The following is a 24,871-nucleotide window of genomic DNA, read 5'->3' as shown; positions in this document are numbered from 1 at the left end:
AGCTGATCGAGCTGGCGCGCAAGGAGACCGACCCGCAGATGAAGCGCACCATCATCGAGAAGCTCTCGGTGATGGATTCGCGCCGGGCCAGAGATTACATGATCGAGATCCTGAACAAGTGAGAGCCGCCATGAAGAACATGATCCTGATCGCAGTACTGCTAACGGGCGCGATCGCCGGCGCCCAGAACGCTTCGCAGAGCAGCGTGATGCCACAGACGGTCAACGGCAAGGTGGTCACGCAGACGGCGGCCGGCACGCTCGGGGATACCATCAAGCGGATCGCGGCGAGCGGGCAAGCGGCGTGGGTGGCGTATGCCGTCCCCGTGAGCAACGGCGAGCACCACATGTGCTGCTTCAATGCGCGCAGCGAATTCCGCGGCAACGCGCAGTGCTGTGGCGGGTGCCGGCTGGAGTCAGGCAGCGGCGATAACATGATCGCCGACCGGCTCAACGACTGCCATGCGCCGTTGGCGGACAGCTTCTTTGTCCTGGTGCGGGTAGGTGGCGGCCAAGTACAGAAGATAAGGCCGGCGAGCGCGGATTGCGGCCTCGATCTGGGCGGGCTCACACTTTACTGGCTGGGCGAAGCGAAGCCGGCAGAGAGCCTGGCCTGGCTCACGAACTTTGCCGCGCGCTTCGAAGGTGAGGACCGTGCCGACCGCCACCTCGCGGACACCGCGCTGACCGCTATCGCCTATCACAAAGATGCGGGGGCAGACGCCGTGCTGCAGCGCTTCATCGCGCCGCAGCAACCGCGGAAGCTGCGCCAGCAGGCGGCCTTCTGGCTGGGTAACGCGCGCGGACAGCATGGCTTCGAGATCCTGCGCGACACGGTGCGCAAGGACAACGACCCAAAGTTCCGCGAGGAGGCGACGTTCGCGATCTCGCAGAGCGACGTGCCGGAGGCGCAACCGGAGCTGATCCGGATGGCGCGGCAGGACAGCGACAGCGAGGTGAGGTCACAAGCGCTGTTCTGGCTGGGACAGGAAGCGGGCCGCAAGATCGGAAGCGTGATCAGCGACGCGATCGAGAACGACCCTGACACCGACGTGAAGCGGAAAGCGGTGTTCGCGCTGAGCCAGATGGACCACGACGAGGGCGTGCCGCTGCTCATCAACGTGGCGAAGACGCACAAGAATCCGGCAGTGCGCAAGGAAGCGCTGTTCTGGCTGGGACAGTCTGGCGACGCGCGCGCTCTCGATTACATCGAGAGCATTTTGAAGCAGTAGCGGCGGGGTTTGCGTGGCTTGTTCTAGTGAACGTTGTTCTAGCGGACCTCGACCTGCTCGAAGCCGAGGCCGCGGAGGAACGACGTAAGCGTGGCGCGCGCGTTCTCGTTGGCGTGGTCGAGGATCTTCGCCTGCATGGCAGATTCGCGCAACTGGCGTTCGGCCTCGCGGCGGACGTCCGTCTCGAGCTGCGGATCGAGCGCGCTGAATAATCCGGTCTCGCGCGAGTAGACGCGCGTGCGTTCGTTGTCGATGCGGATGGAGAACAGCTCCGCCCTGGGCAGGGTGACGGAGACGCTGCGTCCGGTGACGGTGACGTCTTCCGGCCGGAGCTTGCCAAGGTCAACGCCTGCCACCGCCTCGCCTTCCACCACCAGCAGCAGCCGGTCGCCGATAAGCCACTTGGGCAGGTATTCCAGCTCGCGCTCGCCGGAAACGATCTTCTCCATGTTGAAGCGGACGGTCTCGAGGCGCTGGAGTCTCTGGATCTGCTGCACCACGGTGGGCTGTGAAACGTCGATGCGCGTGCGCATGGCGGCGAGCGGCGAGCGCAGGAAGTCCATGAGGCGCGAGCCGGTGTAAAGCCACGCCGCGATGCCGAGGCCGGCGACCGCGAGGAACGCGCCCAGCAAGATGCCGGCGAAGACGCTGCCGCCACCGCGTTGAGGAGGACGATAGTCGGACACTTACTTCCCTTTCGGCGGCGGCAGCAGGAGCATGCGCGCCTTCGCGGCTTGAAAGAAGATGCTGTCGTTGAGCAGGTTGTTGGTGTTGCCCACGTCTACGATCTCGAGTTTGACCGCCTCGATGCGCACCAGCACGGGCGGATGATTGGCGAGCAACGCGCTGAGGAGACCGCCGCTGTTCCCCGAATCACGGTAGCGCTCGAGGGCACGCTGGTAGCCGTGAGGATCCCAGCCGGCGCGGTACATGTTATAGACGCCGAGGCGATCAGCCTCGAGCTCCTGCGCCTGGTTGAGCGGGTGCTGGACGAACGCCACGACCGGGCCGCCGACCGTATTCAGCATCTTGAGCGCGGAGTCATCGCTCACGCCGACGAGACGGGCGCCCTGCGTCGCAAGTTTGGCGGCGATGAGCTGTCGCGAAAGTTCGTCGGAGCCGTGGTGGGCGACGATGTGGGAGATCTCGTGCGCGAGCACGCCGGAGAGTTCGCTCTCACTCTGCAGGAAATCGAGCAAACCGCGGGTGACGTAGATGTATCCGCCGGGAAGGGCGAAGGAGTTGATCTGCGGCGAGTCGATCACACGGAAGTGATAGGTGATGTTGTTACGCCAGGAATGCTTTGCCAGGTCGCCACCCACTGCGCCGAGGTATGCGTCGATGACAGGGTCATCGAGCATGGGCATCTCCCGGGCGAGTCGCGCGGCGGCAGCGCGGCCGAAGGCGGCTTCGTCGTCATCGGAAAGGACGTTATAGAGGGCGGGACCGACCCCCGGTTCCTTCGCCGGCAAGGGGCCGGCGAAGAGGCAGAGGAGCAGGAAGATGGCCACGATGCGTGATCTCATAACATCCTCCCAACGGGCGTTAGCGTTTGCTACGGGCCGGATCATAGGCTGGGGACTAGCGGATCTGGACTTGTCCCTTGGTGCTGCGCTGGATCTCGTTGGCCTTCATCTGGACGTAACGATCCATGATCTTCGGCATCTCGGTATTCATGCGGACGACGAAGCGATCTTCGGCGCGCTTCATGTTCGCGTCCATCTGGTCCATCTTGCCTTGGAAGTCGTCGAGACGCGAGTCAAAGCGGTTGAGGCGGTTGTTGAGCTGCGGCATGAACTGGCCGACGGCGTTCTCCGCCTGCCGCTGCATGGCGTTGAGAGTCTCGCGCGTCTTCCTGATCTCCTGTCCTTGAATGATCACCACCGCGCCCAAGGCGATGCAGAGGAGGATCACGAGCAGGAGCAGGTTGCGCGTCATAGCGATCTTGCTTTCCAACATGGCTTCTTCTCCAGGAGAAAGTTCGTCATAGGTAGCGGCCGGCATCTGCGCGGAAGCGCTCAGGGCCGGGGCCTGCAAACCGCCACTGGTCCCCGCCATATGGGTGGGGACTTCATGCGTGGGAATCTGGGGAGGCGCAGGGGTGCGGGAAGTGGTGGCAAAACCGCCGGTACCCGGGCGGCCGCCGTAACTGGTGGGCGGCGGTTCTTTCGTGGCGCCCGTCCCGCTTGAGCCGACGCCACCACCGCCATATTGCGTGGGCGGCGGCGTGCGCGCGGCTCCGGCACTGAAGGCGGTGGGCGCGCTATAACTGCCGAGCGGCGGAGTGTTCGAGCCGGCGGCGGTGGCGCCGCGCAGGTCAGGGTTCGTCCCCGGACGCAGCATCACGCCGGTGCCGAAGGTCACGCGGAATTCTGGACCGTCGTCACCCAGGCGGATGAGGTCGCCGGAGTTGAGGCGCTCGTTGGAGATGCGACGTCCGTTGAGCAGCGTGCCATTGAAACTGTTCTGATCTTCGAGCCAAACGTCGCCCTCGCCCACGGTGCGCACGATGGCATGCCGCCGCGAGACCATGAGGAACTCGTCGGCAGTGAGCCGGACATCGGAATCCGGATCGCGACCGAGAGTGACTTCGCGCTGGTCGAGCGTCCAGCGGGTGCCATCGCGCAGCATCTCGATATCGACAGTCATAATCTCGTACTCAATCTCGTACTCACTGCTTCGTCCTGGTTGCGGCGGGTCACAGCCTGGTCATCTCGTAGTCCTTGCGTTTGAGTGCAGCCATGGTAAGGAACAACATGGTGAAAGCAAAGCCGCTGAGCACGCAAGCGTAGGGGATCCACTCGGGAGAGCGTCCGCGATCGGCAAACTGCTGCGGAGTGATGCGGCCGGCCAGGAGTGCGTCCACATCATCGCGGATGCGGGTCTCATCGTCCTCATGGAAGGTGACGGAGACGGCGCCGAGGTCGGCAAAACTGTAGCCGTACTTGTCGAGATTGCGAACGTCTTCGGTGTAGTCGTGCACGTACAGATCGCTGAGCGCTTCCAGGCCCCAGCGCGCGGCCATGAAAGGCGAGGCGGCATAGCTGAGCACGGCAGGCATCTCGCGCGCGAGCGTCCAGCGGGGCGCGTTCTCGCGACAGAAGCCGTTGAGCGCGACGCGGTCGGTGCAGGTGGGCGTCTCGCCGACTTTCACGATATTAAAAGGATGGCGTTGCTGCACCGGGACCAGCAGCCCGGCCAGCAGCAACTGCGGGATGAGCGCGAGCGGGAAGATAGACAGGGCCCAATCGGCATTGCGCGCGAGCGCGGAGATGAGCAAGCCGATGAGCACACCCTGCATGGTCATGGCCCACATGATCAACAGCGCGCCGAAGTAGTGGTTGGATTGCGCGTCCATCAGGCTGAGCACGGTGACGAACAGCGCGCTCTGCACCAGCGCGATGACGCCGAAGTAGAGCAGCTTCGAGCCCAGGTAACTCCACAGCGAGAGGCCGCGCTGCCGCTCGCGGCGGTAGATGGAAAGCTCGTCGATGATCTCGCGCACCGACGCGGAACATCCGAACCACATGCCGGCGAACACGACCATGAGCAGCGTTTTGGGTTCGTTGGGCCCGGAGCTGAGCAGGCCGGTGAGCAGCGCGATGGCCAGGGTGGGCACCAGCATGCCGGCCACATTCTTCCAATCTTTCAGCCGGCTCACGAACTGGCGCGCGACCAGGGTCGCGAGCTGCCGCGCGGGCGAGTGCGGCTCGGAGCGCACCGGACGCGAGCTCCCTTGCGCACGCCCACTCTTTTTCTCCTCGCCCGCGCCATGGGTGACGAAGTCACGATAGAGATCGGTCTCACGATATTTCTTGGCCCAGTGCTCGGGCTCGCGCTCGCGCAGCTTGTCGTAGACCTCGTGCGGACGCTGCGTCTGGAAGTAGTGCAGCATCTCGAGTCCGGGTCCGTAATAGGCGAGTTTGCCGCGGACGAGCACGGCGATCTTGTCGAGCAGGCTGAACGAACCCAGCAAGTGCGTGGTGATAACGACGGTGGAGCCGCGATTCGCGATCTGCCGGAAGAGCTGCATCATGCGCATCTCGGTGCGCGGATCTTGTCCGGCGGTGGGCTCATCGAGGAACAGCATGCTGGGCTTGGAGAGCAATTCGATGGCAACGCTGACGCGCTTGCGCTGTCCGCCACTGAGCTCGCCGACGGCAACATCGAGCCGTTCGTTGAGGTCGAGCATCTCGACCACCTCGGCGAGGCGCTTGCGGATCTCGTCCTCGTCGGTGTCGTCGGGCAAGCGCAGCCGCCCGGCGTAGTAGAGACACTCACGCACGGTCAGCGTCTTGTGCACGATGTCGTCTTGCGGCACATATCCGATGATGGAGCGCAGCGCCTCGAAGTCGTCGTACAGGCTCCAGTTGTTCATCAGGACGCGACCGTTGTCGGCGGGCTGGAAGCCGTTGAGCGCGTACATGAGCGTGGATTTCCCCGAGCCCACGGGGCCGAGGAGTCCCACGAACTCGCGCGGCTCGATGGCGAGCGAGATGTCATCGAGCAACACCAGCGGCCGGTGCGTGTGCTGGTCAGTGACGGTGCGCGTGAGATGGCTGGCGACCAGGCGGACGCGCGTGCCATCCGACTGCTGCTCGAGCTGCGAGCCGTCGAAGACGAGATGCACGGCGCCGAGCGTGATCTTGTCGCGCGGGTTCAGCGCCTGGCGCTTGATCTTCATCCCATTGACGAAGGTGCCGTTGTCGGAACCCTTGTCCACGATCTCAAAGCCAGAGCCCACGCGGCGGATCTCGGCATGACTGCGCGAGACGGTGGGATGATCGAGCCTGATGTCGTTCGAGGCGTCGCGGCCCATCGTCATGACCGGCTTCTTCAGCTCGAGGTCGCGCAACACCATGACGCGGCGCTTGGGATGGCGATAGAGCAGCAGCTTGGAATCGCAATCGCCCAGCTGGATGAGGTCACCATCGTGAAGCAGGCGCTCGGTGATGCGCTGTCCGTTGACGTAGGTGCCGTTGCTGGAAGCGAGGTCGCGCAGCGTGGCCCCTACCGCGCTGGCGGTGATCTCGGCGTGATTGTCGGAGACGGTGGGATGATCGATCTGCACGCGATCGGTGGCGGCAGGCGCGCGGCCGAGCTTCATCCGATTCGTGGTGATGGGGATGTTCTCGACGGCGTACTGGTCGAGCACGAGTTGCAACGAGCCGCGCGTGATCAGGGTAGCGTCTTCTGCGCCCAGCCGCACGGTGACGGCAGAACGCAGCGGCTTGACCATGGCGACTTGCGTGCCGCTCTTTGGTCCGGATCCTGGTCCTGGCGCCGGCGCCGGCATGGCCGCAGCGGCCGCGGCGGAAGCCGAGCCTGCCTGTAGCACCTTCGCGCGCGCCACGGCAAAGCTCTCCAATTGATAGGTAAACGTGTTGTTCTCGGAGAGTCCGAAGCGCACTTCGTCACCATCGCGCAGGGTCACGCGCTCGATGCGGCGATCGTTCACGTAGGTGCCGTTGGCGGAAGAGTCTTCGAGCGTGAGGCGGTCGCCCTCGACGGCGAGGCGCGCGTGGATGCGCGAGACTTCAGGGTCGTTGATGACGATCTTGTTCTGCGTGGGATGGCGGCCGATGGTCGCGCCATCTTTGGGGACTTCAACCCGCTTGCCACTCTGCTCGCCGGCGCTGCCGATCAGCCAATGGCGCGAGTCATCGGCCGTGTTGGCGTGCGAGTCATCGCTGATGCTGCCGATGGGAGGAGTATTGGTGTCGGACTCGGCCAGGCGCTTGCCGCATAGAGCACAGTTCGTCTGCGTTTCGTAGTTGACCCGTCCACAAAACCGACACGTGACCGTGGCTACCATTCAGGAGTCCGTAAGAAAGTCTTTCGGGGGAAAGTGACGGCATACTATTCGATTTCCGAGGCTTAGACAAGACTGGACGAGCGGCAGGCCGGACGGCCGCTGGCGCCGCCGAGAGCCACCGCGCGGCGCGATAGACGAAGCTGCCGGCTCGCTGCCGGCGGCCACACGAGGGACCTAGCGGCCGACCGCGGTGCGGACATGGGCGTCTTCCAGGCGGCGGCAGGCTTCCGCCAGGTCGGCGTCGGTCTTGGCGAAACAGAAGCGCAGCATCTGTTCGCCGCCACCATCGGAATAAAACGATTTTCCCGGCACGCTGGCCACGCCGGCGGAGTGCAGCAGGTGCATCGCTTTCTCTTTCGAGCCGTTTCCAGGGAGCAAGGAGGCATCGGCGAGGACGTAGTAGGCGCCCTGCGGAACGAAGGGTGTGAGTCCGATGGCGGTGAGCGTATCGCAGATGAGCTTGCGCTTGGCGGCATATTCCACGCCCAGTACGGCGTAGAAGTCCGGCTTCAGCTCGCGCAAGCCGGCGGCGACTCCGGCTTGCAGCGGCGCGGGCGCGCAGACGTAAGCGAGATCGTGGAAGTATCCGATGGCGGGCGCCCAGCGCGCCGAGCAGGCGGCGTACCCGATGCGCCATCCGGTGATGCTGAAGGTCTTCGAGAATCCGGAGATGGTGACGGTGCGTTCGGCCATGCCGGGAAGCGTGGCGGGCGAGATGTGCTCGCGCCCGTCATAAAGAAAGTATTCGTAGATCTCGTCGGTAAAAACGAAGAGGTCGTGCTTGACCGCGAGCTCGGCGATCCATCCCAGTTCCTCGCGCGTGAACACCTTGCCGGTCGGATTCGCGGGAGTATTGACGACGATGGCGCGCGTCTTCGGCGTGATGACGCGCTCGAGGTCGACGCGTGAGAAGGTCCAGCCGGGCGGCGCCAGCTTCACATACGCTGGCTTCGCCTGGACGAGCGCCAGCGTGTTCACGTGATATCCGTAGTAGGGCTCAAAGACGATGACCTCGTCGCCGGGATCGAGCAGCGCGACGCAACTGGAGTAGAACGCGCCGGTGGACCCGACGGTGACCACGACTTCCCTCTCCGCGTCTACGCTGATGCCATTGTCGCAGCGAAGCTTGGTGGCGATGGCTTGACGCAGCTCGCCGATGCCATCAAGCCGGGTGTAGGAGTTCAGTCCACTCTCGATCGCGGCAATCGCTCCCGCGCGCACCGGCGCCGGCAGCTCGGTATCGCACACGCCTTGCGCCAGGTTGATGCCGCCGACCTTGGCACACTCCACCGACATGATGCGGATCTCGGACTGCAGGATGGAGGCGGCGAGTTTGCTGAGCGCGGTCATGGGTGTGCCTCTGGGGTGCAACCTAATTGTAACTGCGGGGTTGTCCCGGCAGGACGCGAGAGGTCGCGCGTCGCGGCACAACCAGAGCTGTACCTCGGCCCTCCTATCCCCGAAGACGCTGTCGAAAGCGGTTCACTCCCTGGTCCTACGGCTTGAGGAACGCGAGCAGATCGGCATTGATCTGGTCCGCATTGGTGGTGGGCATCCCGTGCGGAAACCCGGGATATACCTTGAGCGTGGCGCCCTTGACCAACTTGGACGAAAGCATCGCCGCGGCCCCAATGGGCACGATCTGGTCGTCGTCGCCGTGCATGATCAGCGTGGGCACGTCGAAGTTCTTGAGATCTTCGGTGAAGTCCGTCTCCGAGAAAGCCTGGATGCAGTCATAGTGCGGCTTGAAGCCGCCCACCATGCCCTGCAGCCACCAATGCTGCCGGACGCCTTCCGAGATCTTGGCGCCGGGCCGGTTGTATCCGTAGAACGGGAGCGTGATGTCCCGGTAAAACTCCGCGCGATTCGCCACCATCGCCGCGCGCAGGCCGTCAAACACAGAGATAGGCAAGCCGCCGGGATTCGCCGCCGTCTTCAGCATCAGCGGTGGCACGGCGCTGATGAGCACGGCCTTGGCGACACGCTTGGTGCCGTGCCGTCCGATGTAACGGGCGACCTCTCCGCCGCCGGTGGAGTGACCCACATGGATCGCGTTCTTCAGGTCAAGCTTTTCGGTGAGCGCCGCGAGATCGTCGGCGTACGTGTTCATCTCGTTGCCGTCCCAAGTCTGGGTGGAACGGCCGTGCCCTCGCCGGTCATGGGCGATGACGCGATAGCCATGCTGGCCGAAGAAGAACATCTGCGCGTCCCAGTCGTCCGCGCTCAGCGGCCAGCCATGACTGAAGACGATCGGTTGTCCTTTGCCCCAGTCCTTGTAGTAGATCTGCGTGCCGTCGCGGGTGGTGATGGTCGACCCGGTGGGCATTGGCTGCGCGTGCGCCGGCGACGAGGTCTGAGCGGCGGCCACAGACTCGGGCTGCAGCGCGGTAGCGGCGATCGCCACCGCGCCACCGAGAAGAACGTTTCTGCGGGAGGGCAGCGCACTCGTGGTCGAGTCTTGTGGTTTCATTGCCTTGCTCCTTCGAAGGGCGTCCCTTCACGCGGGGGCGCTCGAGCGGGCCGCGTTGGTGCGAAAACGCCGCCATTGTATGTCCAGCGCGCGTTTTTGCAACATTCTGAGGCGCAAGATCGGAAAGGTGGCACTAGAATCACGGGCGAATCATTGCGAGTCTTTCCCGGACGCCATGAATCGAAACAAGGTTCGTAGCGCGCCCGTAATGGGCGAGACGAGATCTCGGATCCGCAAGGGTCTGCCAAGGAGGTAATCGTGCGCATTGCCGTGGGCGCGGATCATGCTGGCGTTCCGCTGAATGAGATCGCGATCGCTGAGCTAAGAAAGCTCGGTCACGAAGTCGTTGATCTGGGTACGCATGATGGCTCGCGACCGGACGACTATCCCGACTACGCCATCGCGGTCGCTGAGGAAGTGACTAGCGGCGGATGCGAGCGCGGGATCCTGATCTGCGGCAGTGGCGTAGGCGTCTCGGTCGCGGCCAACAAGCTCCCCGGCATCCGGGCGGGCATGTGCCACGATACCTACTCCGCACATCAGGGCGTAGAACACGACGACATGAATGTGCTCTGCCTCGGCGCACGCGTGATCGGGCCGGAGCTGATGCTCGACCTGGTGCGCGCCTTCGTAGCCGCGCGCTTCAGCGGCGAAGAGCGCCATCGCCGGCGGATAGCAAAAGTGATGGCGCTGGAGCAACGATCTTAGAATGAAGGATCTGACCGCACCGCAGCAGTCCTCGCCGATGACGGCACAGAGAGCGGGATAAGGGGAACTCGTATGGCCACCAATCCAACAGCCGTGAAGACGGCGGACTTCGGCGTGATCGGCCTCGGCGTGATGGGGCAGAACCTGGCGCTCAACATCGAGGATCACGGCCAGAGCGTGGCGGTGTGGAATCTGGAGACTGAGTGGGTGGATCGCTTCGTCGCCGCCAACGGGGCACGCCAGATCATCGGCACCAAGACCCTGCAGGACTTCGTGCAGTCGTTGGCGCGGCCGCGGCGCGTGCTGATGATGATCAAGGCCGGCGAAGCAGTGGACGAGATGCTGGGCAAGCTGGCGCCGCTGCTTGCCGCGGGCGACATCGTGATCGATGGCGGCAACTCGTTCTTCAAGGACACGCAGCGGCGGGAGAACGAGATGCGCGCGCGGCACCTGAATTTCTTTGGCATGGGTGTGTCCGGAGGCGAAGAGGGTGCGCGGCACGGTCCATCGCTCATGCCGGGCGGCGACCGGGAAGCCTATGAGCACATGCGGCCGGTGCTGGAAGCGATCGCTGCCAAGAGCGATTCCGGCCCGTGCGTGACCTATGTGGGGCCGGATGGCGCCGGGCACTTCGTCAAGATGGTGCACAACGGCATCGAGTATGGCGACATGCAGCTGATCGCGGAAGTGTACGACCTGCTGCGCAAAAGCCTGGGCCTGGAAGCGGCAGAACTGGCGGAGATATTCTCCGGCTGGAACCGGGGGCCGCTGGAGTCGTACCTGATCGACATCACGGCGCAGATCTTGACGGTGAACGACTCGAAGACAGGCAAGGCGCTGGTCGACAGCGTACTCGATCGCGCAGGACAGAAAGGCACCGGCAAATGGACGGTGCAGGTCGCGCTCGATCTCGGCGTGCCCATCCCCACCATCGCGGCGGCGCTCGATGCGCGCATCCTCTCCAGCATGAAAGAGGAGCGAGTCGCCGCGAGCAGCCAGTACGGCCGTCCATCGCCACGTTACCAGGGAGACCGGCAGGAGCTGATCGATTCGGTGCGCGACGCGCTCGGCGCGGCCAAGATCTGCTCGTATGCCCAGGGCATGAGCCTGATGCGCGCGGGCTCGCAGGAATATCGCTGGGGCATCGATTTGCGCGAGATGGCGCGCATCTGGAAGGCGGGATGCATCATCCGCGCGCGTTTGCTGGACGACATCCTGCATGCCTTCGAGCGCCGTGCGGATCTGCCCAACCTGCTGCTCGACCGCGAATTCCAGCGCATGATCACGGCTGCCGAGGCGGGCTGGCGCCGCGTGGTGACCGCGGCGGTAGCGCTCGGCATCCCGCTGCCCGCGATGACGGCTTCGCTCGCCTACTTTGACAGTTACACCTCCGCGAACTTGCCGCAGAACCTTACCCAGGCGCAGCGCGACTTCTTCGGCGCGCACACCTATCAGCGCGCGGATGATCCGTCGGGCGCGCCGGTGCACACCGATTGGCAAGCCTTGATCGCCAAGCAGTCCGGCGGGAAGAAGTCTGGAGGGACGCGATGAGCGCGACCGTGGAAGCCACCTGCGTTGACCGCACTGCTTCGCCGCCGCCGCCGCAAGGTGACTCCTGCGTGCTGGTCATCTTTGGCGCGTCCGGTGACCTGACGCGCCGCAAGTTGATCCCAGCGCTCTATGACCTGGCCTGCATCGGCTGCATGCATCCTCATTTCGAGGTACTCGGGACCGGGCGTACGCCGATGACGACAGAGGAGTTCCGCGCCAAGATGCGCGAAGCCGCCGCAACGTCCAAGGAAACGCGCGACTTCAGCGAAGCGCGGTGGGCCGACTTCGAGAAGCGGCTGTTTTATCTGCCAGGCGATTCGAGCGATGCGGACTTTTATCCCCGCTTGCGCGCCAAGCTGGAGGAGATGCGCAGCGCGGGCGGCAGTGGCAATCATCTTTTCTACGTGTCGACGCCAGCTTCGGTCGCCCATCGGGTCCTCGAGGGCCTGGGTGCTGCGGGGCTGAACCGCGATCCCAACGGCTGGTCGCGCATCGTGTTGGAAAAACCTTTCGGCCGCGATCTCTGCACCGCGCGTGAACTCAACGCTACCGTGGCACGCATCTTCCCCGAGCGCGACGTCTATCGCATCGACCACTACCTGGGCAAAGAGACGGTGCAGAACATGCTGGTCTTTCGTTTTGCTAACTCGTTGTTCGAACCGGTGTGGAACCGCAACTACATCGATTATGTCGAGATCACGGCGGCGGAGGCGGTGGGCGTGGAAAACCGCGCTGCCTTCTACGAAGAGACTGGCGCGCTGCGCGACATGGTCGCCAATCACCTGCTGCAACTGCTTGCCATCACGGCGATGGAGCCGCCGATCGCATTCGATGCGGATGCCATACGCGAGCAAAAAGTGCAGGTGTTTCGCTCCATCCATCCCATGACCCGTGAGGAAGTGATGCGGCGGACCGTTCGCGGCCAGTATGGGCCCGGCGAGATCGCCGGCCACGCTGTCCCCGGGTATCGGAGCGAGCCCGGGGTCAACCCGAGTTCGTCCACCGAGACCTTCGTGGCCATCGAGTTTCACGTCGATAACTGGCGGTGGGCGGGCGTTCCCTTTTATGTGCGCACCGGGAAGCGCTTAGCGCGGCAGTGGACCGAAGTGCGTGTGCACTTCAAGCGCACGCCGCAAGCGCTGTTCTCGCGCACTCCCGCCGAGCAGATCGAATCGAACATGGTGGTGATCGGCATCCAGCCGGACGAGGGCATCGTGCTGCAGTTCGGCGCCAAGAAGCCGGGCAGCCACATGCAGGTCGTGCCGGTCGAGGCGAACTTTTCTTATCGCACGGCTTTCGATGGGAGCGCGCCCGATGCTTACGAGACTCTGCTGCTCGATGCCATGCGCGGCGATGCCACGCTCTTCACGCGCGGCGACGAGATCGAGGCGGAATGGAGCATCATCACGCCGATCGAAGAGGCATGGGCGCAACTGCCGCCACCCGGATTCCCGAACTACGCGGCCGGCAGCGACGGTCCCGAAGCAGCCAATGAGCTGATCCGCAGGGAGCTGCGCGGCTGGCATGCGGTCGCGCCCGCGCGCGGCGGCGCGGCCTACGTCAAGGCTTAGTCATTGCGAGTCTGGGTCATGGCAAGCGTTCCAGAGGAGACCATGGAGACCAAGAACACCGGCGGCTATCCCGGCGAGCTCCGTGTGTACGGGGATGCGAAGCAGCTCGCCGGCGCCGCGGCAGAGCTGTTCGTCGACGCCGCGGCGGAGTCGAGCGCAGCGCGCGGCCGCTTCCGGGTCGCGCTCTCCGGTGGATCAACGCCGCGCCGGGTCTACGAACTGCTGGCCGCCGCCGGGTTCAGCCGCCGCATCGATTGGGACCACGTCGACGTTTTCTGGGGCGACGAGCGCTACGTCGCCCCTGACGATCCGGAGAGCAACTACCGCATGACGGCGGAGGCGCTGTTGCGGCACGTTCCGCTTCCCGCGGCGAGCATTCACCGGGTGATGACAGAGATCAGCCCGCCGCAAGCCGCCGCTGGCGCTTACGAAAAGACCATTCGACAGGCTTTTGGGGAGCCGGATTCGGTTCCGCGATTCGATCTTATCTATCTCGGGCTGGGCACGAACGGCCATACCGCCTCGCTGTTTCCGCACTCACCGGCGTTGCGGGAGACATCACGCCTGGTGCTGGCCGATCTGGTGGCCGAACTCAAAGCATGGCGCATCAGCATGAGCGCAGCTTTGCTGAATCGTGGGCAGACGGTGGCGTTCATGATCGCGGGCGCGGAGAAAGCGCAGGTGCTGCGTGACGTGCTGCTCGGCCCGCGTGACCCTGAGCGCTTGCCGGCACAGCTCATCGCTCCGGAAGGCAAGTTGCTCTGGCTGGTGGACGAGGCCGCCGCCGCCGAGCTTCCACGATAAGGCCGCATTTTTCTCTCGCTCGAGAAAGGCATTCATGGCGAGCAACATCCGGCTGGTGATCGCTGATGTGGATGGCACCCTGGTCACAAAGAGCAAGGTGCTGACGCCACGCTCCATCGCGGCCGTCAAGCGTCTTCGGGACTCGGGCATCGCTTTCACCATCACCAGCGGCCGGCCGCCGCTGGGCATGCGGATGTTGATCGGCCCGCTCGCGCTCAGCGAAGCCATTGCGGCTTTCAATGGTGGGATGTTTGTTCATCCTGACCTTTCTGTCATTGCGCAGAGCTTCGTACCCGCCGATACCGCCAGCCGGATCATTGAAACCATCGTCCGCCGCGGTCTTGATGCCTGGGTCTACACCGACCAGGACTGGCTGGTGCGCAGCACCGATGCTCCGCACGTTGCGCATGAGGAGTGGACAGTGAAGTTCGCGCCTAAGGTCGTGTCTGAGTTTGGGCGCCTGGATCGCGTCGCCAAGATCGTAGGAGTAAGCGATGACTACGCTACGGTGGCCGCATGTGAGACCGCCGTGCTACACGAGTGCGGCAACAACGCCTCGGCTACGCGTTCGCAACCGTATTATCTTGACGTCACTCATCCTGACGCCAACAAGGGTCACGTGGTCACGGCATTGTCCGAGGCGTTGTCCATCCCGCCGGCGCAGATCGCCACCATCGGGGACGGTCCCAACGACGTGCTCATGTTCGAGAAGAGCGGACTCAGCATCGCCATGGGGAACGCCAGCGCCGAAGTGCAACAGCAGGCACGATTCGTGACGAGCTCGAATGAAGAGGAAGGGTTCAGTAAGGCGATAGACGCTTTCATCTTTGGCGACGTGGGCGACCGCTCCGCAATCCCCGACAATCCGCTGCACTCGGCTCACTGAAGACGCGAGACGCGATCGCCGGGCGAAAACCGACGACGACCCGATAGAGACGACCTAGGCCCGATACAAGTAGTCGTCCAGCCCGGCGGGGCGCTCATGGTCTGGGTCCGGAGTGAAGACCATGGGGACGCTGATGCGCTGGTGGCGGCGCACGATCGGGGAGACGCGATGCAGGCAGCGTGTCCCATCCATCAGCACGACCGTGCCGGCGGTGGGAAGCATCGTCTCCACTGCCCCGGAGGCGCGCATCTCCAGTGCGCCGCCGTCTTGCTTGCGGCTATCGGAGAGGTACAGCAACAACGTGAGGCCGGCGGCGTCATGATGCCAGCGGTAGATCTCACCTGGCTCGCCCAACGCGTTGATGTTGAGCGCCGACTGCAGATGGGAGGAATTGAAGACCGTGGGCAGGCCCGCGATCGCGGCCACCCACTCGCGCAGCTCCGCCGATCGGTACATCGCGAACAGCTCCGGCCACTCCGTACGGACCACTTCGCCGGTCACCACGCGATAGCGCAGCACGTGCTCTCCCGATCGCTGCTCGATAGGGCGCGCATGCCGTTGGACGATGTCGAGCGCCCGCTGGCGCAGCGCCCCCGCCCGCTCCGCAGAAAGCGCGCGGCTGCAGATGACATAGGCATTCTGGGTGAACTGCTGCCGCAGCTCGTCCAAGCGCTCAGGCGAGACCGGCAGGGCAAGACTAGCGGATGTGGGCGAGATGAACGGCATACCAGGCTTGTTCGCCAGACGCTTCTTTGTCAGACGCTTCTTTGTCGGACGCTGCTTTGTCGAACGCGTCTCTGTCGAACCAGGTGCGCTGGAGCTCGAACCCCGCTTGCGCCAAGAGCGCGAGCACGCGTGGCAACGTGTACTTATAACTATTCTCGGTGTGGATGCGGTCGCCGTTGGCGAACTCGAGGGTCAGTCCGAGATCGCGGATGTAAACGGTTTGCCGCGCTTGCGAGCCCAGGTGCATCTCGATCCGCGACCGTTCCGCGTTCCAGCGCGCGATGTGTGCGAAAGCCTCCGGATCGAAGTCGCCGCCTAACTCGCGATTGATGCGCGTGAGCAGGTTACGATTGAAGCGCGCGGTCACGCCCTGGGCGTCGTCGTAGGCGGGAAGCAACACGGCGGTGTCTTTTGCCAGGTCAGTGCCCAGCAGCAGCCGGTCATCCGGTTGCAAGCGGACGGCGATGCGGCGCAGAAGGGCGATGGCCTCATCGTCTTCAAGGTTCCCGATGGTGGAGCCGATGAAGAGGATGAGCCGTGGGCTGTGGTAGCTGTCCAGAAAGGCGAGATCCTCAAGGTCGCTCATCACCGGCTGTACGTGGACGCCGGGCAGGGACCGCGTGACGGTCTGGCGCGCCGCGACCAGAGCGGCTTGGGAAACGTCGACCGGAGCATAGGTCACCCCGAGCTGCTGTCGCAGCAGTGGGGCCAGCAACAGCTTGGTCTTCTCCCCGGAACCGGCGGCGAGCTCGATCACGGTGACGTTCTTTCCCGCCGACTGTTTTCCCGCCAGGCTGCAGATCTCGGCGGCGTTCGTTTGCAGGATGGCGGCTTCGGTGCGGGTGAGGTAGTACTCCGGTAAGCGCGTGATCTCTTCGAACAAAGCCGAGCCGGCCGCATCATAGAACAACTTTGCCGGCAGCCGCCGGGGCACACTGGTGAGCCCCTCATAAACATCGCGGGCGATCGGCGAGATGGTGTGAAGATTAGTCGCGATCATCGGCGACTCGGATCCCCATGAATTGCCAGCGCGCCTGCGGCGGGAAGAAGTTGCGATACGAGGCGCGGATGTGGCTCTGCGGAGTAGCACACGAGCCGCCGCGCAGCACCAGCTGGTTGCACATGAACTTGCCGTTGTACTCGCCCAGCACGCCGGTGGGCGGACGATATCCGGGATAAGCGACGTAAGGGCTGGCGGTCCACTCCCACGCGTCACCAAACATCTGTAGCAGTCCGCCGCCGCCCTTCGCCGCAGCGACGTGAAGGCGGCCACTCTCGAGGAAGTTTCCTTCTACCGCTTGCCGGGAGGCAGCAGCGATCTCCCATTCCTCTTCCCTTGGCAGCCGGGCACTGGCCCAGCGTGCGTAGGCATCGGCTTCGTAGTAGCTCACATGGCAGACAGGCTCGCTGGGATCGAGCGCGCTCATGCCGGCACTGGTGAAGACTTGCCAGGCTTCCATGAGCTTGCGCCCATCCTCCGCGCGCGCCTCTCCGTAGGGCTTTTCCCAGTAGAGCGGCGCGCGCCAGCCTGCGGCGCGGATGTGGTCCCATCCATCGGAGAGCCAAAGTTCGGGACGTGAGTAGCCGCCGTCGGTGATGAACTCGAGGTATTCCGCGTTGGTGACGAGGCGAGAGGCGAGGCGGAACGCGGGCAGATGCACACGATGCCGCGGACCTTCATTGTCGAAGGCGAAGCCGGAAGGGGATGCGCCGATCTCGTGGTCGCCGGCGGAGAAATCGACCCAGCGCAACGGCGGCGCGACCGCTGCCACCGCATCCGAGCGCTCGCGGTAGGCCGGCCGAAGCGGGTTCATCCAGAAGGCATGCTTGATGTCGGTGACGATCAGCTCCTGATGCTGCTGCTCGTGATGCACGCCCAGCTCGGCGAGTTCGAGCTGCTCCGGCGAAGCGTGCGCGAGGAACTTCTCCATCGCTTGGTCGACGTGGTGGCGATAGTCCTCCACCTCCGCCAGCGTGGGGCGCGAGAAGGCACCGCGAACGGTGCGCGGCGGATGTCCGTCAAGCTGCTTGTAATACGAATTGAAAAGATAGGCGAAGCGCTCGTCGAAGGCACGGTAGCCGGGCGCGCAAGGCAGCAGAAGAAAGGTCTCGAAGAACCAGGTGGTGTGCGCCAGATGCCACTTCGTAGGGCTGGTCTCGGTGCTGGACTGCACCATCTGATCTTCGGCGGAGAGCGGCTGTGCGAGCTGGAGCGTAGTCGCGCGGGCCGCGCGATACTGCGACGGCATCGACGGCTTCGACTGCATACCCGGGTCCGACTGGGGCAGGGCTGTGCGCGTAGCGCTCATTACGATCTCCGAATCAGGCGATCTCCGGAATCAGGCGCAGAAGTATATACGCCGCATCGCGTCTTGCACCGCAGTGAGTACAGATGCGGCAAGGATGGGGATAGGCTCGGTTTTTTCGACCGCGCCGTTCCATAGCAAGGACTAGCGTGCCGAGGGGGCGGGCCGCTCGAGGCGGGCACGGTCCCAGCCGGCGAGGGTCGCGGCCTGAGAATAAGTGCTGTTGACGAAGGAGCGGAGCGCGGCCTCCGGGTCTTCGGCTACGCGCACCGCGTCGTAGGGCAGGATGAACTCGCCCAACTCGCGGTGGTAGTAGGCTTCCGGCGGCGCGACCGGAGCTTCCTTCAGTCCCTGCGGCTCCGGCACGGCGTAGGCGTAGAACGAGGGTTCGAGCACCGCCCCACTGCCCGGCCACCAACCATGGCTGATCACCTCCTGCGAATACGCCTCGCGCATGAACGCGGGACCATCACGCGGCGGCGCTGACCGGCCGGAAAAGCGCGTGACCGCGAGATCGAAGCTGCCCCAGAAGAAGTGGACCGGGCTGGCCTTGCCGATGAAGTCGCAGCGCGCCGCGCTCAGCACGCGCTCGCTCTGCACCAGGATGCGCCAGCAGCGCTGCGCGTACTCGGCATCGTAGGAACGGTGCACCGTGTCCTGATCGAGACGGATGGGATCGGGGATCTCGACCGCCATGGGCCAAATCTTCACTGGCAGAGCCATCGCCCGCAGCGTGTCCATGACCTCGCGGTAGAAGTCGGCGACGGTGCGGGGCGCGAGCGGCAGCTTGCGGAGGTCGCCGTCGGAGGTCCGGATGACGAGTTCGTGCGCGAGGAAGTCGAACTCGATGGTGAAGGTCCGCTTGCCGTAGGGCAAGGTGCGCGTTGCCAGGCCGCGGGGCGTGACCTGCATGGCAACGCCCCAGGATTGGTTCAGCGGTGGCGCCTGCGCGAGCGCGACTTTGCCGACGACCTGCGTCCACATATGGAGCGTGGCGTAGGTGTCTTTCCATGCGTCGTACGGCAGTTCGGGCCAGGTTCCGTCGCTCACCGATGGATATGATACGCTCGTCGGATGGCTGGCGCATGCGCCCATCTCGCCGCGATCGATAAGGTCAAGCAGCCGAAGAAGCGCGAGTGCGAGGAGTGCGTGAAGATCCACTCTACGTGGGTGCACCTGCGCACCTGCCAGCAGTGCGGTGTGACGCGGTGCTGCGATTCCTCGCCCAACAAGCATGCCAGCAAGCATGCCCACGCCACCGGACATCCCGTGGTCGCATCGGCGCAGATCGGTGAGCGCTGGCTCTACTGCTACCCCGACGACGAGATGGCCGAATACTGAAGCGTCGCCGCTATTCGCGCAGGAAGCGATGCACGAATGAGATCGCGATCGACCACTCGCCCACCGCTGATGCCACGCGTTTGACGTTGCCGGCGCGGACGTCGCCGACCGCGAACACTCCCGGCAGGGTGGTCTCGAGCAGATTCGGCGGGCGGGTCGGCGTCCAGTGTCGCGCCGCCAGGTCGTCCGCGGAGAGATCCGGCCCGGTCTTGATGAACCCTTTCGCATCCTGCGCAACACAGTCATGCAGCCACGCGGTATTGGGAACGGCGCCGGTCATCAGGAAGACGTGGCGGATGTCGTGCGTCTCTTCCGCGCCCGTCCGATTGTTCCGCCACACCACGCGCTCGAGATGTTCGCCACCTTCCAGCTTCACGATCTCGGTGTTAGGCCACAAGACGATGTTCGGAGTCTCTTCGATGCGCCGGATCAGGTAGCGCGACATGGTATCTTCCAAGCCGCTCCTCCGGACGAGGAGGTTGACGCGGCTGGTGGTCTGTGCGAGGAACACCGCAGCTTGACCGGCGGAGTTCCCGCCGCCCACGACGATCACTTCTTCTCCCACGCACAACTGTTCTTCGACGGTCATCGCGGCGTAGTAGACGCCTACACCTTCGAACTGCGTGAGGTTATCCAGAGGCAGCTTGCGATATTGCGCTCCGCTCGCGATGACGACGGCGCGCGCCGGCACCCGGCCGCCGCCGTTCATCTCGACGATATACGGTCTGCGGTCGCAGGTCAGGCGGTCTGCGCTCCGGGCGATCAGTATTTCAGCGCTGAACTTCTGCGCCTGGATGTAAGCGCGTCCGGCGAGATCCTGACCGCTGATGCCGGTGGGAAATCCCAGGTAATTCTCGATGCGCGAGCTGGAACCGGCCTGGCCGCCGGGCGAGGTCGCTTCTAACACCAGGACATCCAGCCCCTCGGACGCGCCATAGACAGCTGCGGCCAATCCAGAGGGACCAGCGCCGATGACCACGAGATCGCGAACGTGTGTGGCGTCGATGGAGTCGTTGAATCCGAGACAGTCGGCGAGCTGCTGGTTGGTGGGATTCCGCAGCACGAGGTCGCCACGGCAGATCACCACGGGCACGTCTGCGGGACTGATATGAAAGCGGTCGAGCAGGGTCTCTACGTCGCTATCGCGTTCGAGATCGACATAGGCGTAGGGATGTTGGTTCCGGGTCAGGAACTCCTTGATCCGCAGCGTGCCGGCGGAGTGGTTCGAGCCTACGAGCACTACGTCGCCCAGTCCCTGAGCGATCAACTCGACCCGTCGCAGGATGAATGCGCTCAAGAGAATCTGGCTGAGCTCGGCATCGGCCTGGATCAACGCCAGCACCTCCTCGCGCTTGAGCTCGATCACCTCGCCGGGCTCCGTGACGCGCAGGCGCGCGACCGTAGGGCGCCCGGAGATCATGTACACCTCGCCCGTGAACTGGCTCGGACCGAGCACGGTGATGAGTGTCTCGGTGGGGCCGGAGGGGCGCACGATCTCTACCGCCCCGTCCTTTACCACGAAGAATGAAGCGTCCTTATCTCCCTGCTCGGCCAGGATCTCGCCGGTTCGCGTCGCGCGTACGCGGCCATGCGCGGCGATGCGGCCGATCTGCGCCAGCGTGAGCTTAGGAAAAAGCCGATCTGGGTCGCGTACGTTGGCCGTGGGCCGGGTAGACATTCTTTCTCCTATTCGTCGTCCAGGTACTCGCGGGGAACGTCGTCTTCCGGCACCTCATGAGTACGGACTTCCTTCTCGTCCGCGTCATCGGCGGCTTCAACGCCCGCCACTGCGTCGGCCTCGAACGCGTTGCCTTCTTCGAGCAACTCGTCGACGCTCTCGGAATCCGCACCGGCGACATTCGACAATCCCTGCAGATCGCCGGATAGTCGTCCGGAGCCCGCTCTCCGCGACCCGGGCGAGAAGGCCGCCGCACCTCCGGTCTCGGTGCTACGTCCAACCGTTCTCTTGCGCGCGCTGGTCGCCCTGGCGCGGGTGGTCCGCTTGACGGCCACCTTCCCTTTTCGCGCTGCCTTTCTTTGCTTTGTGTTCTTCTTCGACGACTTCTTGGGCTTCGACTTCTTGGGTCTTGGCTTCAACTTCGGTTTCTTTTTGGACATTGTCTTCCTCGGCTTCGCAGTGCTCCGCTTAGCGGTTTTTCTTCGCTTCGCCATCCGCGCAGTCTAGCATCGGAACCCGTCTGCCACACGGGCGACCCGGCTCGGGATCACCCGGCCGCAGCGGCGGCCACGGCTTCGACGGCGGAGATGTTTTGCAGCAGCTCCTGGGGCAAGCGGTGCCGCTCCTGCAGGTATGCCGGGCTGTTGTAGGAGACCCAAACCCTGCTTTCGCTGTCTTCCCAGATCAATATCTTCAGCGGTAGGTCGAGGGCGACGCTGGGGAGCGGCGAGCATGACAGGTGTCCCAGCTTTTGGGGCTGCCAAAGATGACGAGCTTGGTCGGCCGCATCTTCAGCCCCACTTTTTGCGCCTCGCCGGAATGGTCAACCATCGCAAAGACGGTTATTCCCTTCGCTTGTAAGGTGCGGTTGAGCTTCTCCAACGTCTCGCCTACCGAGTGCTTGCTTCTCTGGTTGACGATGCCATTGCCCGGATTCGGCGCCATAGGTGCTCCTGGTTGCTATCACATTCAAGCAGGCTGAAAGTTGACCGCCGCCATCGCCGCTCGGACTTCCGGGTTGGCCATGAAAGTCTGCCAGACAAAGCCGGTACGGGCGTTTTCCGCCATCAGCATCGTGATCCCCAGGTCGATGCCGATGACGTCTGGAGCACTCCAGTCAGCCAGCGGATTGAACGCGTCGACGAAGCCGTACTTCCGCCACGCCTGCGCGGTGAAGTTGAAACGGATGTTGCGCAGCACAGCCAGGCAATCGCTGGTGAGAAAAGGCACGCTGCCCGCAGCTGCGCATGGCACCACCGTCCCATCGACGGGGCCGATGCGTGGCGGCCCACCCCAGACCACATAGCCATTCTTCGAATCGGACGCGCTGATGCCCCACAGGTTGGTGACGTAGCCGGAGAATTCTCCGCTCAGCGACAGGCAGAACGCCTTGTGCGCCTGGGTCGCCAGCATCGAGTTCTGGAAGTAGTTCGCGTAGGCGTCGCGCTGGTTGCGGAAGTCGAACCATGCGTGTGAGTACTGATGAATAAAAAGCGGCGCGCTGGTATTGGTGATGTATGTGATGTTCTGGAAGGTGAACGTCGGGCGGGTGAAAGCATCCCAGGTCTGGACCGGGGCAGGGTGCGTGGGCGAACCGATGCCCAGAAGATACAGCATCATCATCTCGGAGTAAGTGTCCCAGCGCTGCGGCATGAATCCGTTCTCCGGCGTCCACGCCAGCGCGTAGGCGTTCCCGCCGTTGAGCATCCAGGGGAAATCCACGCGGTTGTAGATCTGCGTGGCCAATCCGGCGATCTGCGGATCCTGCGCATAGAACTGCCGCGCGGTGAGCACGCCGCAGAGCAGGATGGAGCTGTCGATGGGCGAGACCTCTGAGGTTCCGGAACGCTGCCCGGTATTCATGTCGAGGAAGTGATAGAACCACCCATTCTGCTGTGGTACCTGGTTGAGCAGCGCCTGGAGCGTCGCCAGCACGCGCGCTTTGATGGCGGCGGCGGCGGCATAGCCACGCTGGGCTCCGATGCAAAGCGCCGTCAGCCCGAACCCGGTGGCGGCGATGCTGCTCAGCGTTCGCGTATCTCCGCCGTTGGCCAGGGCGCGGTCCTTGACCATCCCGGTGACGGAAGAGGCCTCGGTCCAGAAGAATTGGAAGGCGGCGCGCTCGATCTCGTCGAGGAGCTGCTCGTCGCTGACGTTAGGAGCAGGCGGACCAGGGTTGCGGTTGCCGGCTCCGTCGCCACAGGCGAACATAGTGGCGCCCAGCAATGGAAATCCGGCAGCCGCCCCGCTCAGCAAGCCCAGCAACCTGCGCCGAGTCATGCCGGTGTTGGGTCCCTCACGGTTCATTCGTCTCTAGTATGCCTCGCGGCGGCGGGAGACGGACGTGAAACAGCGGCCTCGATCTCAACCAACGCCAGCGCATGCGCCGGCAGGGTGAGATCCAGCACCCCACCGTCCCAATCGCGCGCCGGTGCGGGCGACATCGCGGCGGCTTTGCGCAGTTCGCGGTATTGCTCCGCCGTCGGGTAGCGTGGCTCGCCGAGGCGCTTGTAGGCCGGCCAGAACGAGCCATGCTGATCGTCGATCTGGTGCATCACGATCCTCCGCTTGCCCTTGAGCCCGGTGATCTTGAGCTTGAACTGCTTGGCGGGGCGCGATTCTCCGGGCGGCGCCAGGTTCCACAGCGCGATGACCAGCCCACCGTTGTCGCGGAGAGTGACGAGCGCCGAGTCGTTCGCCACCGCGATCCGCTTCGAGCCCAGCCGATGCAGCAAGGCGAACGCGTTGTAGGCCGGCTTGGGCACACCGCCCGTCGCAACCAGTCCGAAGCCGCCGTAGAAAGGCCGCGGCACCACGCCTTGTTCGTCAAACACATCGGAGAATGTCCAGTACGAGAGCATGTCGACCAGGCCATCGCATTGCCGGATGGTGTCGGCTAGCCACGGCGCCATGTACGTGGAGTCGGTGACCTCCACCTCATTCTTGTAGCTGGCGTTGTATTCGCTCCAGATGAGGGGCACGTCCGGCCGCGACGAAGCTTTCACCTGGTCGTGCACCTTGCGCACCGCGCGACACACCATCTGGTCGCGTGGGATGTTCTCGTCTGTCCCGAAGACGTCCCGCGACAGATCGTTCCCGTAAACGTGCGTGGAAACGAAGTCGAATGGGACTTTGTTCTCCACGCAGTGGCGGATGAAGCGGTCGACCCAGGCGGCCTGCGCCGTGGCCGGGCCCCCCACGCGCAAGCGCGGACTCACGCGCTTGATGGCGTGTGCGGCGTGTTCATAGAGCTGGTAGTACGTCGACTCTTTCGGATCACCCGCCCAGAAATCGATGTTGGGCTCGTTCCAAACCTCGAAGTACCACTGCGCGACTTCGTCCACACCGTAGCGCTCGACCAGGTGCCGGGTGAATTGATAGACGAGCTCTCCCCACCGCGCATAGTCTCGCGGCGGCGACACGATGGGGCGATACCAGAATGGATGCAGCGTGGGTGGATCGACGGAGAGTTTCCGCGGCGTGAAGCTCAACTCGACGAACGGTTTCACTCCGGCTTGCAGCAGGCCATCGTAGACCTGGTCCACATAAGAGAAGTTGTAGACGGGCTTGCCGCCGGCATCTTCGCTGTAAACGCCCATGTCGTCGTCGAGGATGTCGTGGAAGCGGACATACTCGAAGCCGGTGATCCCCTTCACCTCATGCAGGTCCTGGCGATAGCTTGAGCGTAGTGTGAGCACGGCGCGCCCGGAACCGAACATCCTTTCCCAATAGTGCGGGAACGGGGTGGCCGGCGCGGCGGCATCGATCACGATGCTCTCGGTCG

The 24,871-nt window shown here is 64.1% G+C and carries 24 protein-coding genes; 8 read left to right on the top strand and 16 right to left on the bottom strand.

Going from position 1 to position 24,871, the window contains the following annotated elements; all coding sequences use genetic code 11:
* The first annotated feature begins 130 nt into the window (after positions 1 to 130).
* The gene (locus M3P27_02195) at positions 131 to 1,231 is read left to right on the top strand and encodes a HEAT repeat domain-containing protein (GenBank protein ID MDP9267121.1); all 1,101 of its coding nucleotides are present in this window, start codon (positions 131 to 133) and stop codon (positions 1,229 to 1,231) included.
* Between the two features lie 38 nt (positions 1,232 to 1,269).
* On the opposite strand, the gene M3P27_02190 is transcribed toward M3P27_02195, so the two are convergent.
* The 6 genes from M3P27_02190 to M3P27_02165 form a co-directional block, all read right to left on the bottom strand.
* Entirely contained in the window at positions 1,270 to 1,917 is a 648-nt protein-coding gene (locus M3P27_02190) for a DUF4230 domain-containing protein (GenBank protein MDP9267120.1), read from the bottom strand.
* Positions 1,918 to 2,757 (bottom strand): M48 family metalloprotease, encoded by an 840-nt coding sequence (locus M3P27_02185; GenBank protein MDP9267119.1) that lies wholly within the window; start codon positions 2,755 to 2,757, stop codon positions 1,918 to 1,920.
* 55 nt (positions 2,758 to 2,812) lie between these two features.
* Complete coding sequence (locus M3P27_02180; GenBank protein ID MDP9267118.1) at positions 2,813 to 3,880, bottom strand: FHA domain-containing protein; 1,068 nt, start codon at positions 3,878 to 3,880, stop codon at positions 2,813 to 2,815.
* 49 nt (positions 3,881 to 3,929) lie between these two features.
* Positions 3,930 to 7,046 (bottom strand): FHA domain-containing protein, encoded by a 3,117-nt coding sequence (locus M3P27_02175; GenBank protein MDP9267117.1) that lies wholly within the window; start codon positions 7,044 to 7,046, stop codon positions 3,930 to 3,932.
* 174 nt (positions 7,047 to 7,220) lie between these two features.
* Positions 7,221 to 8,396: a pyridoxal phosphate-dependent aminotransferase gene (locus tag M3P27_02170; GenBank protein ID MDP9267116.1), complete on the bottom strand. Its 1,176-nt coding sequence runs from the start codon at positions 8,394 to 8,396 to the stop codon at positions 7,221 to 7,223.
* Between the two features lie 145 nt (positions 8,397 to 8,541).
* Positions 8,542 to 9,516 (bottom strand): alpha/beta hydrolase, encoded by a 975-nt coding sequence (locus M3P27_02165; protein ID MDP9267115.1) that lies wholly within the window; start codon positions 9,514 to 9,516, stop codon positions 8,542 to 8,544.
* A gap of 258 nt (positions 9,517 to 9,774) precedes the next feature.
* Between M3P27_02165 and rpiB the strand changes: the two genes are divergently transcribed.
* The 5 genes from rpiB (at position 9,775) to M3P27_02140 (ending at position 15,036) form a co-directional block, all read left to right on the top strand.
* Complete coding sequence (gene rpiB / locus M3P27_02160) at positions 9,775 to 10,224, top strand: ribose 5-phosphate isomerase B (GenBank protein MDP9267114.1); 450 nt, start codon at positions 9,775 to 9,777, stop codon at positions 10,222 to 10,224.
* Positions 10,225 to 10,296: 72 nt separating this feature from the next.
* Positions 10,297 to 11,775, top strand: coding sequence for an NADP-dependent phosphogluconate dehydrogenase (gene gndA, locus M3P27_02155; GenBank protein ID MDP9267113.1), 1,479 nt, complete (start codon positions 10,297 to 10,299; stop codon positions 11,773 to 11,775).
* The gene (gene zwf / locus M3P27_02150) at positions 11,772 to 13,346 is read left to right on the top strand and encodes a glucose-6-phosphate dehydrogenase (GenBank protein ID MDP9267112.1); all 1,575 of its coding nucleotides are present in this window, start codon (positions 11,772 to 11,774) and stop codon (positions 13,344 to 13,346) included. The genes gndA and zwf overlap by 4 nt, the downstream gene beginning before the upstream one ends.
* 18 nt (positions 13,347 to 13,364) lie before the next feature.
* The gene (pgl, locus tag M3P27_02145; GenBank protein ID MDP9267111.1) at positions 13,365 to 14,150 is read left to right on the top strand and encodes a 6-phosphogluconolactonase; all 786 of its coding nucleotides are present in this window, start codon (positions 13,365 to 13,367) and stop codon (positions 14,148 to 14,150) included.
* 34 nt (positions 14,151 to 14,184) lie between these two features.
* Positions 14,185 to 15,036 carry an HAD family hydrolase gene (locus M3P27_02140; protein MDP9267110.1) on the top strand — a complete coding sequence of 284 codons (852 nt, stop codon included), beginning with the start codon at positions 14,185 to 14,187 and terminating at the stop codon, positions 15,034 to 15,036.
* A 54-nt stretch (positions 15,037 to 15,090) separates the two neighbouring features.
* Here M3P27_02140 and M3P27_02135 read toward each other — a convergent pair whose 3' ends face one another.
* The 4 genes from M3P27_02135 to M3P27_02120 all read right to left on the bottom strand — a co-directional run bounded on the left by M3P27_02135 (position 15,091) and on the right by M3P27_02120 (position 19,163).
* The gene (locus tag M3P27_02135) at positions 15,091 to 15,762 is read right to left on the bottom strand and encodes a 2OG-Fe(II) oxygenase (protein ID MDP9267109.1); all 672 of its coding nucleotides are present in this window, start codon (positions 15,760 to 15,762) and stop codon (positions 15,091 to 15,093) included.
* Positions 15,734 to 16,762 carry an L-histidine N(alpha)-methyltransferase gene (gene egtD / locus M3P27_02130; GenBank protein ID MDP9267108.1) on the bottom strand — a complete coding sequence of 343 codons (1,029 nt, stop codon included), beginning with the start codon at positions 16,760 to 16,762 and terminating at the stop codon, positions 15,734 to 15,736. Before egtD ends, M3P27_02135 begins: the two co-directional genes overlap by 29 nt.
* On the bottom strand, positions 16,749 to 18,071 hold the full coding sequence (gene egtB / locus M3P27_02125; protein MDP9267107.1) for an ergothioneine biosynthesis protein EgtB: 1,323 nt from the start codon (positions 18,069 to 18,071) through the stop codon (positions 16,749 to 16,751). The genes egtD and egtB overlap by 14 nt, the downstream gene beginning before the upstream one ends.
* Positions 18,072 to 18,212: 141 nt before the next feature.
* The gene (locus M3P27_02120) at positions 18,213 to 19,163 is read right to left on the bottom strand and encodes a DUF5996 family protein (protein MDP9267106.1); all 951 of its coding nucleotides are present in this window, start codon (positions 19,161 to 19,163) and stop codon (positions 18,213 to 18,215) included.
* On the opposite strand from M3P27_02120, the gene M3P27_02115 reads away from it, so the two are divergent.
* Positions 19,143 to 19,409, top strand: a complete 267-nt coding sequence (locus M3P27_02115; GenBank protein ID MDP9267105.1) for a UBP-type zinc finger domain-containing protein — start codon at positions 19,143 to 19,145, stop codon at positions 19,407 to 19,409. The genes M3P27_02120 and M3P27_02115 overlap by 21 nt on opposite strands.
* A gap of 10 nt (positions 19,410 to 19,419) precedes the next feature.
* On the opposite strand, the gene M3P27_02110 is transcribed toward M3P27_02115, so the two are convergent.
* A complete protein-coding gene (locus M3P27_02110; protein ID MDP9267104.1) occupies positions 19,420 to 21,087 on the bottom strand; it encodes an FAD-dependent oxidoreductase in 1,668 nt (555 codons plus the stop codon).
* 8 nt (positions 21,088 to 21,095) lie between these two features.
* Entirely contained in the window at positions 21,096 to 21,275 is a 180-nt protein-coding gene (locus tag M3P27_02105) for a hypothetical protein (protein MDP9267103.1), read from the bottom strand.
* Positions 21,276 to 21,375: 100 nt separating this feature from the next.
* On the opposite strand from M3P27_02105, the gene M3P27_02100 reads away from it, so the two are divergent.
* Positions 21,376 to 21,594, top strand: a complete 219-nt coding sequence (locus tag M3P27_02100; GenBank protein ID MDP9267102.1) for a hypothetical protein — start codon at positions 21,376 to 21,378, stop codon at positions 21,592 to 21,594.
* 40 nt (positions 21,595 to 21,634) lie between these two features.
* Here the strand turns inward: M3P27_02100 and M3P27_02095 are convergent, their stop codons facing one another.
* The 4 genes from M3P27_02095 to M3P27_02080 form a co-directional block, all read right to left on the bottom strand.
* Positions 21,635 to 21,775: a hypothetical protein gene (locus tag M3P27_02095; GenBank protein ID MDP9267101.1), complete on the bottom strand. Its 141-nt coding sequence runs from the start codon at positions 21,773 to 21,775 to the stop codon at positions 21,635 to 21,637.
* Positions 21,776 to 21,780: 5 nt separating this feature from the next.
* Positions 21,781 to 22,032, bottom strand: a complete 252-nt coding sequence (locus M3P27_02090; GenBank protein MDP9267100.1) for a DUF302 domain-containing protein — start codon at positions 22,030 to 22,032, stop codon at positions 21,781 to 21,783.
* A 24-nt stretch (positions 22,033 to 22,056) separates the two neighbouring features.
* Entirely contained in the window at positions 22,057 to 23,394 is a 1,338-nt protein-coding gene (locus tag M3P27_02085) for a hypothetical protein (protein MDP9267099.1), read from the bottom strand.
* A partial coding sequence (locus M3P27_02080; protein ID MDP9267098.1) for a glycosyl hydrolase occupies positions 23,391 to 24,871 on the bottom strand: 1,481 nt, incomplete at its 5' end. The genes M3P27_02080 and M3P27_02085, both read right to left, overlap by 4 nt.

The organism is Acidobacteriota bacterium (genome assembly GCA_030774055.1).
Lineage (GTDB): Bacteria > Acidobacteriota > Terriglobia > Terriglobales > Acidobacteriaceae > JACPNR01.
This window is presented reverse-complemented; position numbering and strand designations above follow the sequence as displayed.